General features: G+C 63.4%; 17 protein-coding genes, 1 pseudogene and 1 riboswitch. Of the genes and pseudogenes, 14 read left to right on the forward strand and 4 right to left on the reverse strand.

Annotated elements, in window-relative coordinates:
- Nucleotides 1-71 precede the first annotated feature (71 nt).
- Together EN851_RS19080 and EN851_RS19085 are read left to right on the forward strand one after the other, a co-directional pair.
- A complete protein-coding gene (locus EN851_RS19080; protein WP_135929829.1) occupies nucleotides 72-1841 on the forward strand; it encodes an acyl-CoA dehydrogenase in 1770 nt (589 codons plus the stop codon).
- Between the two features lie 20 nt (nucleotides 1842-1861).
- Nucleotides 1862-2614: a crotonase/enoyl-CoA hydratase family protein gene (locus EN851_RS19085; protein ID WP_135929830.1), complete on the forward strand. Its 753-nt coding sequence runs from the start codon at nucleotides 1862-1864 to the stop codon at nucleotides 2612-2614.
- Between the two features lie 11 nt (nucleotides 2615-2625).
- Here EN851_RS19085 and pdxH read toward each other — a convergent pair whose 3' ends face one another.
- Nucleotides 2626-3243 carry a pyridoxamine 5'-phosphate oxidase gene (gene pdxH, locus EN851_RS19090; RefSeq protein WP_135929831.1) on the reverse strand — a complete coding sequence of 206 codons (618 nt, stop codon included), beginning with the start codon at nucleotides 3241-3243 and terminating at the stop codon, nucleotides 2626-2628.
- Nucleotides 3244-3283: 40 nt separating this feature from the next.
- Between pdxH and EN851_RS19095 the strand changes: the two genes are divergently transcribed.
- The 4 genes from EN851_RS19095 to EN851_RS19110 all read left to right on the forward strand — a co-directional run bounded on the left by EN851_RS19095 (nucleotide 3284) and on the right by EN851_RS19110 (nucleotide 6343).
- Nucleotides 3284-3745, forward strand: a complete 462-nt coding sequence (locus EN851_RS19095) for an RT0821/Lpp0805 family surface protein (protein ID WP_135929832.1) — start codon at nucleotides 3284-3286, stop codon at nucleotides 3743-3745.
- Nucleotides 3746-3846: 101 nt separating this feature from the next.
- Nucleotides 3847-4779, forward strand: a complete 933-nt coding sequence (locus tag EN851_RS19100) for a J domain-containing protein (RefSeq protein WP_135929833.1) — start codon at nucleotides 3847-3849, stop codon at nucleotides 4777-4779.
- 105 nt (nucleotides 4780-4884) lie between these two features.
- Entirely contained in the window at nucleotides 4885-5703 is an 819-nt protein-coding gene (gene fabI, locus EN851_RS19105; RefSeq protein ID WP_015318818.1) for an enoyl-ACP reductase FabI, read from the forward strand.
- 52 nt (nucleotides 5704-5755) lie between these two features.
- On the forward strand, nucleotides 5756-6343 hold the full coding sequence (locus EN851_RS19110; RefSeq protein WP_135929834.1) for a histidine phosphatase family protein: 588 nt from the start codon (nucleotides 5756-5758) through the stop codon (nucleotides 6341-6343).
- Nucleotides 6344-6451: 108 nt separating this feature from the next.
- On the opposite strand, the gene EN851_RS19115 is transcribed toward EN851_RS19110, so the two are convergent.
- On the reverse strand, nucleotides 6452-6715 hold the full coding sequence (locus tag EN851_RS19115) for a DUF1344 domain-containing protein (RefSeq protein WP_135881533.1): 264 nt from the start codon (nucleotides 6713-6715) through the stop codon (nucleotides 6452-6454).
- A gap of 185 nt (nucleotides 6716-6900) precedes the next feature.
- On the opposite strand from EN851_RS19115, the gene aroC reads away from it, so the two are divergent.
- Together aroC and ribB are read left to right on the forward strand one after the other, a co-directional pair.
- Complete coding sequence (aroC, locus tag EN851_RS19120; protein WP_135929835.1) at nucleotides 6901-8016, forward strand: chorismate synthase; 1116 nt, start codon at nucleotides 6901-6903, stop codon at nucleotides 8014-8016.
- A gap of 83 nt (nucleotides 8017-8099) precedes the next feature.
- Nucleotides 8100-9200 carry a 3,4-dihydroxy-2-butanone-4-phosphate synthase gene (gene ribB, locus EN851_RS19125; protein ID WP_135929836.1) on the forward strand — a complete coding sequence of 367 codons (1101 nt, stop codon included), beginning with the start codon at nucleotides 8100-8102 and terminating at the stop codon, nucleotides 9198-9200.
- Between the two features lie 19 nt (nucleotides 9201-9219).
- Here ribB and EN851_RS19130 read toward each other — a convergent pair whose 3' ends face one another.
- Nucleotides 9220-10440, reverse strand: coding sequence for an MFS transporter (locus EN851_RS19130; RefSeq protein ID WP_135929837.1), 1221 nt, complete (start codon nucleotides 10438-10440; stop codon nucleotides 9220-9222).
- Between the two features lie 119 nt (nucleotides 10441-10559).
- Here EN851_RS19130 and EN851_RS19135 point away from each other — a divergent pair, with 119 nt between their 5' ends.
- Nucleotides 10560-11168 (forward strand): TetR/AcrR family transcriptional regulator, encoded by a 609-nt coding sequence (locus EN851_RS19135; protein WP_135929838.1) that lies wholly within the window; start codon nucleotides 10560-10562, stop codon nucleotides 11166-11168.
- An 87-nt stretch (nucleotides 11169-11255) separates the two neighbouring features.
- Nucleotides 11256-12239, forward strand: coding sequence for a hypothetical protein (locus tag EN851_RS19140; protein WP_245520773.1), 984 nt, complete (start codon nucleotides 11256-11258; stop codon nucleotides 12237-12239).
- A 167-nt stretch (nucleotides 12240-12406) separates the two neighbouring features.
- Here EN851_RS19140 and bluB read toward each other — a convergent pair.
- A pseudogene (gene bluB, locus EN851_RS37220) lies at nucleotides 12407-12985 on the reverse strand (5,6-dimethylbenzimidazole synthase); the annotation flags it as partial.
- 99 nt (nucleotides 12986-13084) lie between these two features.
- Nucleotides 13085-13267, reverse strand: a riboswitch (cobalamin riboswitch).
- Nucleotides 13268-13441: 174 nt separating this feature from the next.
- On the opposite strand from bluB, the gene EN851_RS19150 reads away from it, so the two are divergent.
- The 4 genes from EN851_RS19150 (at nucleotide 13442) to EN851_RS19165 (ending at nucleotide 15943) form a co-directional block, all read left to right on the forward strand.
- Nucleotides 13442-14368, forward strand: a complete 927-nt coding sequence (locus EN851_RS19150; RefSeq protein ID WP_135929840.1) for a histone deacetylase family protein — start codon at nucleotides 13442-13444, stop codon at nucleotides 14366-14368.
- 3 nt (nucleotides 14369-14371) lie between these two features.
- A complete protein-coding gene (locus EN851_RS19155; protein ID WP_127280686.1) occupies nucleotides 14372-14623 on the forward strand; it encodes an exodeoxyribonuclease VII small subunit in 252 nt (83 codons plus the stop codon).
- 92 nt (nucleotides 14624-14715) lie between these two features.
- Complete coding sequence (locus EN851_RS19160) at nucleotides 14716-14982, forward strand: DUF2277 domain-containing protein (RefSeq protein ID WP_027035955.1); 267 nt, start codon at nucleotides 14716-14718, stop codon at nucleotides 14980-14982.
- A gap of 40 nt (nucleotides 14983-15022) precedes the next feature.
- Entirely contained in the window at nucleotides 15023-15943 is a 921-nt protein-coding gene (locus EN851_RS19165) for a pirin family protein (RefSeq protein WP_135865319.1), read from the forward strand.
- Nucleotides 15944-15990 lie beyond the last annotated feature (47 nt).

Genomic DNA, 15990 nt, shown 5'->3' on the forward strand with positions numbered 1-15990 from the left:
AAGGCGGATGGTTTTGCGGTGGCACTCGCTCTAGGGTCGGCGAGGCCGATGCATCAGGAGGATCGAGCGGCATGTATCGGGCACCGGTCGAGGATATCGCGTTCACCCTGAAGCATGTGGCCGGCATGAAATCGGCCATCGATGCCGGCGCGTTCGGCGATCTCGGCGAGGATCTGGTCGATGCCGTCCTTGGCGAGGCTGGCCGTTTCGCCACCGAGGAGGTGGCCCCGCTTTACAAGATCGGCGACGAACAAGGTGCCGTGCTGAAGGACGCGGTCGTCACCACCCCGACGGGCTGGAAAGAACTCTATCGCCGCTGGACCGACGGCGGCTGGAACGCGCTCTCCGGGCCGGAAGAGTATGGCGGGCAGGCGCTGCCGACGATGCTCGGCGTCGCCGCGCTCGAAATGTGGAATTCGGCCGCCATGGCGTTCGGCATCGGCCCGACGCTGACCATGGGCGCGGTCGAAGCGCTGGACAAGCACGCTTCCGAGGACCTCAAGGCGAAATACCTCGCAAAGCTCGTCTCCGGCGAGTGGATGGGCACGATGAACCTGACCGAGCCGCAGGCGGGCTCCGACCTCGCCGCGCTCCGCGCCCGCGCCGAGCCGGCCGGCGACGGCACCTACCGCATCTTCGGCCAGAAGATTTTCATCACCTATGGCGAGCACGATTTCACCGACAACATCGTCCATCTGGTGCTGGCGCGGCTGCCCGATGCGCCCGCCGGAACACGCGGCATCTCGCTGTTCCTGGTGCCGAAATTCCTGATCGGCGACGATGGGTCGATCGGAGCGCGCAACGACGTCTTCTGTTCCGGCCTCGAGCACAAGCTCGGCATCCACGCCTCGCCGACCTGCACCATGATCTATGGCGACGGCTTTCAAGGCGCCAAGCCAGGCGCCATCGGCTGGCTGATCGGCGAGGAGAACAAGGGCCTCGCCTGCATGTTCACCATGATGAACAATGCCCGCCTGGCCGTCGGCATGCAGGGTGTCGCGGTCGCGGAAGCCGCGACCCAGAAAGCGATCGCCTACGCCAATGAACGGCGTCAGGGTAAGGCGGCGGATTACGCTGGTGCCGGCATGGCGCCGATCGTTCACCACCCGGACGTGCAACGCAATCTCCTGACGATGAAGGCGCTGACGCAGATCGCCCGCGCCATCAGCTACAGTTGCGCCCACGCCATCGATCTCGCGCGCGTATCGTCGGGTGACGAGGCGGCGCATTGGCGTGACCGTGCCAATCTCTTGACGCCGCTGGCCAAAGCTTTTTCCACCGATGTCGGCGTCGAGGTTGCCTCGCTCGGCGTCCAGGTGCATGGCGGCATGGGCTTCATCGAGGAAACGGGTGCGGCGGCTCTCTACCGCGACGCCCGCATCGCGCCGATCTATGAGGGCACCAACGGCATCCAGGCGATCGATCTGGTGATGCGCAAGCTGCCGCTCGGCGGCGGCGAGCACGTGCATCGCTTTATCGACGAACTGGCTGGTATCGCCAATGCAGTGCGCACCTCCAACCTGCAAGGCTTCGGCCGAACCGCCGATCTTCTGGGTGCGGCCCTTGGCGATCTGACGCAAGCGACCCGCTTCCTGCAAAAACTGGCGGCCGATGGTCAGACGGACAAGGCGCTGGCTGGCGCCACGCCGTATCTGCGGCTGATCTCGCTCGCCGCCGGCGGCGCCTATCTGGCGCGCGGCGCTCTTGCCGATCAGGGCCGCATCGCGCTGTGCCGCTTCTTCGCCGAGAATCTTATCGGCGAGGCCGGCGCGTTGAAAGACCGCGTCATCGACGGCGGCGACAGCCTTGCCGCTGCCGGCAAGGCGCTGATTTCCGCCTGACATTCACTGAGGATACAATCGTGACAGACCACATTCTCGTCGAGCGCCAGGGCGCGATCCAGATCATCCGCATGAACCGCCCCGACAAGAAGAACGCGCTGACGCGCGCCATGTATGCGACGATGTCGGCGGCCCTTGCCGAAGGCGACGCCGATCCGGCGATCCGCGTCCATGTCTTTCTCGGCGTGCCCGGCGCCTTCTCCTCCGGCAACGACCTTGGCGACTTCATGGTGGTGGCCACTGGCGGCGATGGTGGCACGGAGGTCTGGGATTTCCTGATGGCGCTGGCGCGGGTCGAGAAACCGATGGTCTCGGGCGTCGACGGCATCGCGGTCGGCATCGGCACCACGATCAACCTGCATTGCGACCTGACCTTCGCCACGCCACGCACCGTGTTCCGCACGCCCTTCGTCGATCTCGGCCTCGTGCCCGAGGCCGGATCGAGCCTTTTGGCGCCGCGCATCCTCGGCCAGCAAGCTGCGTTTGCGCTGCTCGGCCTCGGCGAGGGCTTTTCGGCCGAGCGGGCGAAGGCCGCCGGGCTGATCTACGAGGTCGTCGAGGAAGGCGGGCTGGAGGCTTCGGTGCTGGCGGCGGCTGGCCAGATCGCGGCCAAGCCGCCGCAGGCACTGAGGATCGCGCGCGACCTGATGCGTGGCTCACGCGACGACCTCGTCGCCCGCATCGGGGTAGAGAGCGAGCATTTCCGTGAGCGGCTGAAATCCGACGAGGCGCGCGCCGCCCTCACGGCATTCATGACCAGGAAAAAGGGCTGAACCTTACCCTTTCAGGGATACAGCCTCGTCTTGCTCCAGCCACCATCGGCGTCGCGCGAGAAGACCACTCGGTCATGCAGCCGGAACGGCCTGTCGTGCCAGAATTCGATGGTCTTCGGTACGATGCGGAAGCCCGACCAATGTTTCGGTCGCGGGATATCGCCGATGGCATAACGCGCCGTGTATTCGGCGACCGCCTTTTCCAGCGCGAAGCGGCTTTCCAGCGGTCGCGATTGCTTCGAGGCCCAGGCGCCGATGCGGCTGCCGCGCGGGCGCGTCGCATAATAGGCGTCGGCCTCGGCATTGTTGACGATCTCGACCGGACCGCGCACGCGCACTTGCCGGCGCAGCGATTTCCAATGGAAACACATCGCCGCCTTCATGCTGCCTAGAATCTCCTGGCCCTTGGCGCTCTCGAAATTCGTGTAGAACACAAAGCCGCTTTCATCGAACCCCTTGAGCAGCACCATCCGTACGTCCGGCATGCCCTCGGCATCGACGGTCGCCAGCGCCACGCCGTTGGCGTCGTTGATTTCGCTCTTGGTGGCGTCGTCCAGCCATGCGGCAAAAAGGCGAAACGGCTCGGCGGCCTCGGTAAAGTCACTGCTTGTTAACTCTGCATCACTCATAGTTTTTCTCAAATTGTCACGAAATCAGGGAGGTTGCCGATTGTCGCGTATCGCGCAAGCTTTTGACAGCAGGCAATGGGGCGTTATCGCTTCTGCCAGCGCGAAAGTTGCGATCGTGTCAATCGTCCTGCCGCTTGCTGGCTGCGGCGCGGGAGGCTTCAGCCTGGAGAAAGCCGAAGTCGACCGCTCGATCCTGACCTCAAGCACATCGGCTTCGGCCAAGCCTGCTGATACGGATCGCGACTCCGACCAGACGACGATCGGCAATGCGGTATCGTCCGCCGACATCGAGCAACTCGGTGGCCAGGCAGTGCCCTGGGCGAATGCCGGCACCGGCTCGCGCGGCTCCATCACGGAGCTGGCGGAATTGAGGGACAGCGGCATGACGTGCCGCCGCTTCAAGGCTTCGCGCGAGAGCTTTGACGGCGTTGCCATGTTCGAGGGCGAACTCTGTCTTGCCAGTGCCGGCGGCTGGCGCATGCAGGGCTTCAAGGCGCTCTGATTTTCCACCTTTGATATGACGCACTGCTACTGGAATTTCTTCCTATGCGAGCGCATATAGGGGGCAAGTATGGACTCAACTCCTTTTCCAGGGCAGGAAGCATGCGCGACCCCTATGAGGTCCTGGGCGTTGCAAAGAACGCATCGGCCAAGGACATAAAATCGGCGTATCGGAAACTCGCCAAGAAGCATCATCCGGACCAAAATCCGAATGATCCCAAGGCGAAGGACCGTTTTGCCGCGGCCAATCAGGCCTACGAGGTCATCGGCGACGAGAAGAACCGCGCCGCTTTCGATCGTGGCGAGATCGACGCCGATGGCAAGCCGCGTTTCCAGGGTTTTGAAGGCGCGGCCGGTGGCGGCGACCCCTTTGCCGGGTTTCGCCGCCAGCAACAGGGCGCCGGCGGCTCGCGATTCGAGTTCCGCTCGGGCCGTCCGGGTGGCGATCCGTTCGACGGCAACAGCGACATCTTCAGCCAGATTTTCGGCGATGCCTTTTCTGGCGCGCGCGGGCCAAGCGGTGGCGACCGCCGCCAGCCGGCGACATCGGCCGATTTGAACGTCACGCTCGACATTACCATCGAGGAAGCCGCGAACGCCGAAAAGGTGACGGCGGTGTTTCCGGACGGCCGCAAGGTCGCGGTTAAGCTGCCGGCCTATGTCGAGGATGGCCAAACCATCCGTTTGAAGGGCCAGGGTGAGCAGGGGCCGGGCCAGCCCGGCGACGCGCTGGTCAAGATTCACATCCGTCGCCACCCGCGCTACCGCATCGAGGGCCGCGACCTCCATGCTGATCTGCCGGTGACGTTGGCCGATGCGGTGCTGGGCGCCAAGGTGCCGGTCGAGACGCCGACCGGCAGACTGGCGGTCAATGTTCCCGCCTGGTCGAGCTCGGACAAGGTCCTGCGGCTCAAGGGCAGGGGCCTGCCCGAGAAAGCCGGCGGCCATGGCGATCTCTATGTCCATGTGCGCATCATGCTGCCGGAAGGCGGCGACAGCGCGCTCGAATCGCTGTTGCGCGGCCAAAAGGGCTGATCGAGAGCTTTTGTCCCCCGAACTGTCTGGTTTGAACGCTTGAAGGGGCTGTGTGCCTGTGCGATAGGCACTCCACAAAGCAGAAACCTTGCGGAGAGCGCTGACATGGCGGGTGGACAGGGCCTAATGGCCGGCAAGCGCGGCCTTATTCTTGGCGTCGCCAACAACAGGTCGATCGCCTATGGCATTGCCAAGGCCTGCGTCGATCACGGCGCAGAGATCGCACTGACCTATCAGGGCGAAGCCTTCAAGAAACGAGTCGAGCCGCTGGCGGCGGAGTTGGGCGCCTTTGTCGCCGGTCATTGCGACGTCACCGATCCCGCGAGTTTGGACGAGGTTTTCGCCAATGTCGCCAAGCATTGGGGCAAGCTCGACTTCCTCGTCCACGCCATCGCTTTTTCCGACAAGGACGAACTGACCGGCCGCTATGTCGAGACGACGCGCGACAATTTCCTGCGCACCATGGACATTTCGGTCTATTCCTTCACCACCATCGCCAAGCGCGCCGAAGCGCTGATGACCGAGGGCGGTTCGCTGCTGACGCTGACCTATTACGGCGCCGAGAAGGTGATGCCGCACTATAACGTCATGGGCGTCGCCAAGGCGGCGCTCGAGGCCAGCGTGCGTTACCTCGCCGTTGATCTTGGCGCCAAGAAAATCCGCGTCAACGCGATTTCCGCCGGCCCGATCAAGACGCTTGCCGCCTCCGGCATCGGCGATTTCCGCTACATCCTGAAGTGGAACGAATACAATTCGCCACTGAAACAGACGGTCACGCAGGAAGAAGTCGGCGATTCCGGCGTCTATTTCCTGTCCGACCTGTCGCGTGGCGTCACCGGCGAGGTGCACCATGTCGATTCCGGCTATCACGTCGTCGGCATGAAGGCGGTCGACGCGCCGGATATTTCGACGGTCAAGGACTAGTTCTCTCCGCCTGTCCTGCGTCCAGGCCCTGGCCCGATCTCCGGAAGAGCTGATGTACCCGCTGGTTTATATCGTGCGCCACGGCCAGACCGCGTGGAACGCCGAGTTCCGGCTTCAGGGACAGGCCGACACCGATCTCAATGCTCTCGGCCGCGAGCAGGCGACTGGAAACGGGCATCGGCTGGCCGAACTCGTCGGTGATCCCCAGGAATTCGACTTCGTCGCCAGTCCGATGAGACGCACGCGCGAGACGATGGAACGCATCCGCGCCGCCATGAAGCTCGATCCGCTCGCCTACCGAACCGATATCAGGCTCATTGAAGTCAATTTCGGCGATTGGCAGAGTTTTACTTTTGCCGAGCTCGAGACGCGGTCTCCCGGGGCAAGCATGACGCGTGCTCGCGACAAATGGAATTTTCAGCCGCCGGGCGACGGTGCCGAGAGCTACCAGATGCTGCTCGAGCGGGTGAAGCCATGGTTCGACGAGATCGACCGCGAGACGATTTGTGTCACGCATGGCGGCGTCACGCGCACCCTGTTTCGCTTCGTGCTTGATATGCCCGAGGACGAAGCCGCGAACCTGGAGATACCGCAGGATCGCGTGCTCAAACTTGAAGGCCGGAGCCTGGAATGGCTTTAGGGCGCCTGATGACGGCCTATTGCTAATGCATGTCGCCCAAAAGTGACCTCGGTTTTGGGGAAGACGACATGCATAAAAACAAAGAACTAAAGCGCGTCGCGACGCGCTTTAGTTCGTGTCGCCGTCTCCCGGCAACTGCATGTCGGTGACGACGTTTTCGCCGTCGGTCACATCGAAAGCGATGACGATGTCCATGCCCGGCTTCAGCGCGTCGAGATCGGTCTCGGCATTCAGCTTGTAGGATTTGCCGTCGTCCAGCGTCAGGGTCAGCGCATCCTTGTCGACCTTCTTGATCAGGCCTTCGGTCTGGCCGGCAAAGGCGGCGGTGGAAAGCAACAGCGTGGCGGCAACAGCGCCAATCAGGGTACGCATTATCGTCCTCTTTGGTCATTGCGCCGGCCTGGGTGGCGGCGGGTCCTCAACGGCGAATGGAAGAAAGCAGAAACCAGCCGAATGTGTCAAAACTTAAACGGCGGGGATGACAGTTTGACCACTGTGGAAAACGCCAATAGAAGGCTGGCTTCAGCCGGTTTTGATGCCGGGCAGGGCGCATTTCCATGTCTCACAACACGTTTGGCCATCTTTTCCGCGTCACCACCTGGGGCGAGAGCCATGGCGCGGCGCTCGGCTGCGTGGTCGACGGCTGTCCGCCGGGTATCCGTTTCACGCGCGATGAAATCCAGGCCGAGCTCGACAAGCGCCGGCCGGGCCAGTCGCGCTTCGTCACGCAGCGCCGCGAACCGGACGAAGTGAAGATCCTCTCGGGCTTCGTCCTCGACGAGGACGGCACGACGATGATCACCACCGGCACGCCGGTGTCGATGCTGATCGAGAATGTCGACCAGCGCTCGAAGGACTATGGCGAGATCGCCCGCCAGTTCCGGCCGGGCCATGCCGACTACACCTACGAAGTCAAATACGGCATACGCGACTATCGCGGCGGCGGCCGCTCCTCGGCGCGCGAGACGGCGGCCAGGGTCGCCGCCGGCGCGCTCGCCCGCAAGGTGGTGCCGGGCATGGTGGTGCGCGGTGCGTTGGTGTCGATGGGCGAAAAGTCGATCGATCGCGCCAACTGGAACTGGAATTTCATCGGCGATGCCGAGAACCCGTTCTTCACCCCGGATCCGGCTTCCGTGCCCGTCTTCACGCAGTACCTCGACGGCATCCGCAAGGCCGGCTCCTCGGTCGGCGCGGTGATCGAGATCGTCGCCGACGGTGTGCCTCCTGGCCTCGGCGCGCCGATCTACGCCAAGCTCGACCAGGACATTGCCTCCGGCCTGATGTCGATCAACGCCGTCAAGGGCGTCGAGATCGGCAATGGTTTCGAGGCCGCCCGCATCACCGGTGAACAGAATGCCGACGAGATGCGCATGGGCAATGACGGCAAGCCGGTCTTCCTCTCCAACAATGCCGGCGGCATCCTCGGCGGCATCTCCACCGGGCAGGCGATCGTCGCGCGCTTTGCCGTCAAGCCGACCTCGTCGATCCTGACGCCGCGCAAATCCATCGACAAGGACGGCAACGACGTGGAGGTGATGACCAAGGGTCGCCACGACCCCTGCGTCGGCATCCGAGCCGTGCCGATCGGCGAGGCCATGGTTGCCTGCGCCATCGCCGACCACTATCTGCGGCACCGAGGACAGACAGGAAAGGGAATAGGCGGTAGGGATTAGGCATTAGGCCAGTCTGCCCGCCCGAAAGAGCCAAAGTTTCCTTTCCCGACTGCCTATTTCCTCCGAGCGAAGCGAGCATTTCCATGCCTTACGACCAGAAGAAGATCGTCGAAGCCATCCGGGCTTTCGAACGCGGCGAGATCGTCGTCGTCATGGACGATGATGGGCGTGAGAACGAGGGCGACCTGATCGTCGCCGCCGTCCACTGCACGCCGGAGAAGATGGCCTTCATCGTGCGCAACACGTCGGGCATCGTCTGCACGCCGATGCCGCGCGAAGAAGCCAAGCGGCTGAACCTCGCGCCGATGGTCGCCGACAATGATTCGGCCCACACCACCGCCTTCACCGTCAGCGTCGACTTCAAGCACGGCACGACGACAGGCATTTCAGCCGACGACCGCACGCTGACCGTGCGCAATCTTGCCAACGGCAATGTCGGCGCTTCGGATTTCGTCCGCCCCGGCCACATCTTCCCGCTCATCGCGCGTGAAGGCGGCGTCTTGATGCGCTCGGGCCATACCGAGGCGGCCGTGGATCTGTGCAAGCTCGCTGGCCTGCCGCCAATCGGCGTCATCTCGGAACTGGTCAACGACGATGGCACCGTCAAGCGCGGCCCGCAGGTACAGGCTTTCGCGGAGGAACACGGCCTGAAGCAGGTTTCGGTCGCCGATCTGATCGCTTACCGGCAACGCAAGGAAACGCTGGTCGAGCGCGTCGCCTGCTCCGACATCGAAACGCTGGGCGGCAAGGCGCAGGTCTTCACCTACACGCTGCCCTGGGACACGATGCATCACGTCGCCATCGTCTTCGGCGACATCCGCGACGGGGAGGACGTGCCGGTGCGGCTGCATTCGGAGGACGTGGTGACCGATGTGTTCGGCACCAGCCACCGGCTCGACGCCATCATGAAGGCGATGGGCGAACGCAAGCGCGGCGTCATCGTCTATCTCAGAGAGGGCTCGGTCGGCGTCGCCCACCAGGAGCGCAATCGGCCGATGTCGGGCGACCGCGAGGACCATGAAGAGGCGCGCCGGCGCGAGAGCGAATGGCGCGAGATCGGGCTTGGCGCCCAGATCCTGAAGGATCTCGGCATTTCCTCGATCAACCTGATCGCCTCACGCGAGCGCCACTATGTCGGCCTCGAAGGCTTTGGCATTCATATCGCCAAAACCGAGATTATCTGAGCTCAACAAACCCTGGCGGTCATTCGGCAGGGATTGCCGCCTCGCATCCTTCCAACTCGCATTCGTGGGTGGCGAGGCTGCGCTGGCCGAGCAGCACCGTAACCAATGCGATAACGCCTGATGCAACCGAAACCCAGAACCCGTTCTGGGCGCCGAACGCATCCACCACCGCGCCGGCGGCGAAGGAACCGAGCGCCATACCGATGCCGATGCCGGTCATCACCCAGGTGATGCCTTCGGTCAGCATCGCTTCCGGCACATGCCGTTCGATCAGGCCGAAGGCGGTGATGAAGGTCGGCGAGATCGCCACGCCGCTGATGAACACGGTCAGCGCCAGCAGCGGCACCGTACCGGCGGTGAGCGGCAAAAGCGTGCCAAGCGCGACAAGGGCGACCGCGATTGCCAACTGGCGTTGCAGCGGTGCTTGCAGGTTGAGGGCGCCGACGATGATGCCGAGCACGAACGATCCCAGCGCATAGACGCCGATGACAAGGCTGGCGGCGCCCGGCTGGCCGAATTCCCCAGTGATGGCCACCGTGCTCACTTCCGTCGTCGCGAAGGTCGCGCCGATGAAAATCAAGGCAAGGGTGATGATCTGCACCGGCCGCAGCCTTATTGCCGAGCCGCTCGTGGCACGGTCCACCGGCCGCACCTGCGGTTCGGTCGAGCGCTGCAGGATGAAAGCCGTTGAACCGATGGCCAGCAGCACGGTGCTGACCAGGACGCCGGCTTCAGGAAAGAGGCCCGCACTGAGTCCCACCGACAGCGAGGCGCCGGCAATATAGACCAGCTCGTCCGCCGCCGATTCGAAGGCGAAGGCGGTATTCATCTGCGGCCGTCCTCTGAAAATCTCGGTCCAGCGGGCGCGCACCATTGCCGGCATGCTCGGCATGGCCGCGGCCGCCAGTGCCGAGACGAACAGCGTCCAGACCGGCCAATCCTGATTGGCTGCCACGATGAGAACCGCGAAGGCGATCACGGTGATGATGGTGGTGGGGACCACGATGCGTGTCTGGCCCAGACGGTCCACCAGCCTTGATATTTGCGGCGCCACGAAAGCGTTGCCCAGCGCAAAAGTCGCCGAGACCGCGCCGGCCAGCCAGTATTCGCCACGCGTCTGAGACAGCATCGCCACGATGCCGATCGGTGCCATGGCGATCGGCAGGCGCGCCAGGAAGCCGGCGGCCGCAAAGCCTTTGGCTCCGGGGGCGCGAAAGATTTCCGAATAGGGGTTTTGCATGGCGGGTTCCTCGACAAAGGATGAAGCGACAATTACATACGATGCGTATGAATGTCAGATAGTTCATACGTAGCGTATGTCAATTGGCATACGAGGCGTATGTGAATAGGTCCAGAACCATGCACAAACCCCGCAAGGAGATGATTGCCGAGACGCGAGCCAAGCTGATCACGGCGGCCCGCCAGGCTTTCGGCACCATTGGCTACGCCGAAGCGTCGATGGACGATTTCACCGCGTCGGCCGGGCTGACACGCGGTGCCCTCTATCATCATTTCGGCGACAAGAAGGGGCTGCTGCAGGCGGTTATCGCCGAGATCGACGCGGAAATGGCCGCCCGGGTGAATGAGGTCGCGTCGAGGGCGCCGACCCGCTGGCAGCATTTCGTCGACGAATGCACGACCTACATCGAAATGGCGCTGGAGCCGGAAATCCAGCGCATCATGTTCCGGGATGGCCCGGCCGTGCTGGGCGATCCGGCGCAATGGTCGAATGCCAATGCCTGCGTCGGTTCAATGACCGATCATCTGACGGCGCTGCAACAGGAGGGGATGGTGGTGCCGGGCGTCGATCCCGAAACGGCGGCGCGGTTGATCAACGGTGCGAGCAGTCAGGCCGCACAGCGGATCGCCAACTCGAACGATCCCGAAGCGACGTCGAGGAAGGTTGTGGCCGCGTTCAAGCAATTGCTCGAAGGCCTGCTCGAGAAACCGGAAGCACGGCCAAACTGAGCCGCCGTGGCGCTTCCGCCACCGCCCGCAATTGACAATAGCCGGTTTGGGCGCATCCTCCACAGCCACCTCTGGGGGATTCGGGGCATGTGGGATTTCGATATCGGCAGGTCGGTGTCCATCATGATGCGGACCTGGCCTTTCATTGTCTTTCGCATGATCGTCTATTTCGGCATCACACTGGCCTACATCATGGCCACCGGCACCGGTGCCTCGGTCGGCTATGGCGTCGGCCATATCTCCACCGATCCCGACGGACCGTTGTCCTTTGCCCTTTGGGGCGGCGTGGTCGGATTCGGCGTCGTCTCGATCGCTGTCTATTGGCTGCGCGAATACATCCTCTACGTCGTCAAGGCAGGCCATATCGCCGTCATGGTGCATCTGATCGACGGACATGACGTTCCCGACGGCCAGAACCAGATCGCCTACGCGAAAGAGGTTGTGACCGAGCGCTTTGCCGAGGCGAACATCCTTTTCGTCGTCGACCAGTTGGTCAAGGGCGCCATCCGCGCCATCACCGGCCTGCTGGGCGGCATCGCGGCCTTCCTGCCCATTCCGGGCCTGAGCGGCCTGGTCTCGTTCCTCAACACGGTGATCCGCCTGTCGCTGACCTATGTCGACGAGATCATTCTCGGTTACAATATCCGCATCAATTCGTCCTCGCCCTTCGAGACGGCGCGGCAAGGCGTGGTGCTCTACGCCCAGAACGGCAAGACCATGGTCAAGAACGCCGTCTGGCTGGCGGTCATCATGTGGGGCGTGTCTTTCGTGATTTTCCTGCTGATGCTGGCTCCGGCAGCCGCCATTCTTTATGTCATGCCCGGGCAACTCGCCGGCTGGGCTTTCGTGCTCGCCATCGTCTTTGCCTGGGCTTTCAAGGCGGCCTTCATCGAGCCATTCGCCATTGCCTGCCTGATGCAGGTCTATTTCAAGACCATCGAGGGCCAGGTGCCCGATGCCGCCTGGGACGCCAGGCTGGCCGAAGCCTCGTCGAAGTTCCGGGAACTCAAGGACAAGGCGCTCTCCACCTTCGGCGGCTCGCGCTGGGACATGGCCGGCGCGACGCGCTGATCGGCGGGGCTGGCGGGCGCACCTGCGACGGTGTCGAGGCGCGCCACCGCCGATTTGAGCGGTGCCTCACCCTGGCCGCAAAACGTCTCGCTCATGATCAGGTCGGGCAGCGGCAGGCGTCGGCCCCAGCCATGCGTTTCGAGGTCCGGTTTCGGCGCGAACTCCGAGACACGACCGACGCAGAGATAGGCGATCGGCGTCACGTGATCGGGGATAGACAGCAGGCTGTTCAGCGCTTGCGCCTCGATGATGCTGACCCAGCCGACGCCAATGCCTTCAGCGCGCGCGGCCAGCCAGAAATTCTGCACCGCGCAGACCGTGCTGTAGAGATCCATTTCCGGGTTGTGCCAGCGCCCCAGCGGCGAGCCTTTCGAGCGCTCGCGGTCGCAGGTGATACAGATGTTGAATGCGCTTTCGCAAATGCCTTCGAGCTTGAGGTTGCGGTAGAGCGCCTGCCGGTCTGCCTCGATTGCCGGCAGTTCTTGCTCGCGCGCGGCAAGGAACAGGTCGCGCACCTTCGCCCGTCGCGCGGCATCGCGGATGACGATGAAATTCCAGGGTTGCATGAAGCCGACCGATGGCGCGTGGTGGGCGGCAAGCAGCAGCCGCGCCAGCACTGCATCGTCGATCGCCTCCGATGTAAAATGGCTGCGGACATCGCGCCGCGTGAACATGGCGCGATAAACCGCGTCACGCGCTATCTGATCAAATCCATCGCCCATTGGAGCGGTCATGGCTTCCGGCATCGCTTGTCCCCTTGCGATTGCAGCAGTTCAAATTCTCAGAGCGAACTTTGCGCGTCCAAGAGGACCCACATCGCTCTGATGTCATCCGCCTGACCATGCGGATGACGATGCCTGCCAGGCCGGTCTTCTGGCTCGGGATCAACCCGCGTCCGGTGCCTTCCCGTCATCGACAGTGGCATTTACCGGCGCGGTCCCCCTTACAGCGTTGGGCACGCCACGGAATTCAACCGTGTTCCCGATTCTCCCGCCGGAGCATTTGCAGCCAAGTGAAATCATTTGGCGTCGCAGAATGCGGCTAAAACAAACAGACCGGCAGGCACCAGGCAGTGTCGGTCACCTTACGCCGAAGCCCCGGCGTCGCCAATCCCCGCAGCGACGCCAACGCAGGCGTGATTTTCCCCAGCGATCAAGCCGCCATGCATGGCCATTACGGCGCCGGGGCACTAGATAGGGGAGATGGCTACCCGTCTCTACACGCACCCCGTCTTTCTCGAACACATCACCCCGCCGGGTCACCCCGAGCGGCCCGACCGCCTGCGCGCCATCGAGCGCGTGCTCGACGACGAAGCTTTTGCCGCGCTCGACCGCGTCGAGGCACCGCAAGGCGACGAGGCGACGATCCTCTATGCGCATCCCGCCGATTTCGTCGCGCGTGTCCGCGCCGCCATCCCCCACGAAGGCATTGCCCACATCGACGCCGACACCACCGCCAGCCCGAAGAGCTGGCAGGCCGCGATCACGGCGATCGGCGCCGCCAACGCCGCCGTCGACGACGTCTTTGCGGGCCGCGCCGACAATGTCTTCGTCGCCGCCCGTCCGCCCGGCCACCATGCCGAAAAGACCACCGCAATGGGCTTCTGCTTCTTCAACACGGCGGCGATCGCTGCCCGCTACGCGCAGAAGAGGCACGGCGCCGAGCGTGTCGCCGTCGTCGACTGGGACGTGCATCACGGCAACGGCACGCAGGATATTTTCTGGGACGATCCGTCGGTGCTCTATTGCTCGACGCACCAGATGCCGTTGTACCCAGGCACCGGGGCGAAGAACGAGACCGGTGCCGGCAACATCGTCAACGCGCCGCTGGCGCCACAGACCGGCAGCGAGGTGTTTCGCGATGCCTTCCTGTCGCGCGTGCTGCCATCGCTCGACAATTTCGCCCCCGACCTGATCATCATTTCGGCCGGCTTCGACGCGCACCACCGCGACCCGCTGGCCGAGATCAATCTGACCGAGGACGATTTCGACTGGGCGACCGGCCAGTTGATGCAGCGCGCCGCACGCCACGGCGGCAACCGGCTCGTCAGCCTACTCGAGGGTGGCTACGATCTGCAGGGATTGGCATTTTCGGTCGCCGCCCATGTCGGGCGACTGATGAAAGGATGAATGATGAGCGGTGAGATCAATGAAGACGTCAAGGCGATGAGCTTCGAACAGGCACTCGACGCGCTGGAGAAGATCGTCGATGATCTCGAGCGTGGCGACGTGCCGCTCGACCAGTCGATCCGGATCTACGAGCGTGGCGAGGCGCTGAAGGCGCATTGCGACCGGTTGCTGAAGGCAGCCGAAGACAAGGTCGAGAAGATCAGGCTGTCGCGCGATGGCAAGCCGGTTGGAACCGAGCCGCTCGACGCGGACTAAGGCTCCGAGCAGCCTTACCGATTTTTGGACACGATCATGATTGAGGATACAGTTCGTCCCGATTGAAACGGACCAGAGGAGGTTTGGAAACGATGTGCAGAAACATCAAGACCCTGTTCAATTTTGATCCGCCGGCAACCAATGACGAAGTCCGCGACGCGGCACTCCAGTTTGTCCGCAAGCTGAGCGGAACGACGCGGCCGTCGAAACAGAACCAGCATGCGTTCGATCATGCGGTCGAAGCCATCGCGGCATCCGCACGCGAATTGCTTGATTCCCTCGAAACCCACCAGCATCCGCGCAATCGCGAAGAGGTGGCGGCCAAACTAAGAGCAAAGGCCGCGATCCGCTTTGCCTGATGCGGCCGAGGCAGCCACCGAGCGCTGACCAGGAGAGTTCATGAGCTTCTTCCCGGGGAAAGACCCTGAGGCCGGCGATGCCTTCGCCAGCGACCAGATCGAGCTGATGGTCATCCCGAACGCCAAGGATATTGGCGGCTTCGAAGTGCGCCGCGCCTTGCCGACCGCCAAGCGGCGCCTGGTCGGGCCGTTCATCTTTTTCGACCGCATGGGTCCCGCGATCCTGCGCGCCGGCCAGGCGCTCGATGTCCGTCCGCATCCGCATATCGGCCTGTCGACCGTGACCTATCTGTTCGACGGCAAGATCAGGCACCGCGATTCGCTCGGCACCGAAATGGTGATCGAGCCCGGCGACGTGAACCTGATGACCGCGGGCCGCGGCATCGTCCATTCCGAGCGCACGCCGCAGGAATTGCGCGGCGCGCCGATGTCCATCTCCGGCCTGCAGACTTGGCTGGCATTGCCCGACGGCAAGGAAGAGGTTGCGCCGGTGTTCGAGAACACAGCGGCGCTTCGGCTTCCCGAAATCGATGCCGAAGGCGTCAGCGGGCGCGTCGTCATCGGTGATTTCCAGGGATTGCGGTCTCCGGTGCGGGCGGATTCCGAAACGCTCTACGCTGATTTGCGGCTGGCGCCCGGCGCCAGTGTCAAAATCCCGGCCGATGCGGAAGAGCGCGCCATCTACACGCTGGAGGGCGAAGTCTCGATTTCGGGCGACGTCTTTCCGGCGGAACGGTTGCTGGTGTTCCGCCCCGGCGACGAGATCGTCATATCATCGTTGACCGGGGCGCATTTCATGCTGTTCGGCGGCGCCTCACTCGGTTCGAAGCGCTACATCTGGTGGAATTTCGTCTCCTCGTCCAAGGAGCGCATCGAGCAGGCCAAGCAGGAATGGAAGACCGGCCGCTTCGATATCGTTCCTGGCGATGAGAAGGAATTCATTCCGCTGCCGGAAGGCTGAGCGGATCGACAGGCTGGCCGTCCGCGTCACCGACACGCATTTACTTT

Origin of the sequence: Mesorhizobium sp. M8A.F.Ca.ET.208.01.1.1 (genome assembly GCF_004791315.1) — a bacterium.
GTDB lineage: Bacteria > Pseudomonadota > Alphaproteobacteria > Rhizobiales > Rhizobiaceae > Mesorhizobium.

What these genes read in the sequence shown, in the direction of transcription:
- EN851_RS19135 (WP_135929838.1), top strand. Translation starts at nt 10,560, where the DNA reads ATGCACAAACCCCGCAAGGAGATGATTGCCGAGACGCGAGCCAAGCTG.
- EN851_RS19080 (WP_135929829.1), top strand. Translation starts at nt 72, where the DNA reads ATGTATCGGGCACCGGTCGAGGATATCGCGTTCACCCTGAAGCATGTG.
- EN851_RS19160 (WP_027035955.1), top strand. Translation starts at nt 14,716, where the DNA reads ATGTGCAGAAACATCAAGACCCTGTTCAATTTTGATCCGCCGGCAACC.
- EN851_RS19115 (WP_135881533.1), bottom strand. Translation starts at nt 6,715, where the DNA reads ATGCGTACCCTGATTGGCGCTGTTGCCGCCACGCTGTTGCTTTCCACC.
- EN851_RS19165 (WP_135865319.1), top strand. Translation starts at nt 15,023, where the DNA reads ATGAGCTTCTTCCCGGGGAAAGACCCTGAGGCCGGCGATGCCTTCGCC.
- fabI (WP_015318818.1), top strand. Translation starts at nt 4,885, where the DNA reads ATGGCGGGTGGACAGGGCCTAATGGCCGGCAAGCGCGGCCTTATTCTT.
- EN851_RS19150 (WP_135929840.1), top strand. Translation starts at nt 13,442, where the DNA reads ATGGCTACCCGTCTCTACACGCACCCCGTCTTTCTCGAACACATCACC.
- EN851_RS19100 (WP_135929833.1), top strand. Translation starts at nt 3,847, where the DNA reads ATGCGCGACCCCTATGAGGTCCTGGGCGTTGCAAAGAACGCATCGGCC.
- pdxH (WP_135929831.1), bottom strand. Translation starts at nt 3,243, where the DNA reads ATGAGTGATGCAGAGTTAACAAGCAGTGACTTTACCGAGGCCGCCGAG.
- ribB (WP_135929836.1), top strand. Translation starts at nt 8,100, where the DNA reads ATGCCTTACGACCAGAAGAAGATCGTCGAAGCCATCCGGGCTTTCGAA.
- EN851_RS19130 (WP_135929837.1), bottom strand. Translation starts at nt 10,440, where the DNA reads ATGCAAAACCCCTATTCGGAAATCTTTCGCGCCCCCGGAGCCAAAGGC.
- aroC (WP_135929835.1), top strand. Translation starts at nt 6,901, where the DNA reads ATGTCTCACAACACGTTTGGCCATCTTTTCCGCGTCACCACCTGGGGC.
- EN851_RS19155 (WP_127280686.1), top strand. Translation starts at nt 14,372, where the DNA reads ATGAGCGGTGAGATCAATGAAGACGTCAAGGCGATGAGCTTCGAACAG.
- EN851_RS19110 (WP_135929834.1), top strand. Translation starts at nt 5,756, where the DNA reads ATGTACCCGCTGGTTTATATCGTGCGCCACGGCCAGACCGCGTGGAAC.
- EN851_RS19140 (WP_245520773.1), top strand. Translation starts at nt 11,256, where the DNA reads ATGTGGGATTTCGATATCGGCAGGTCGGTGTCCATCATGATGCGGACC.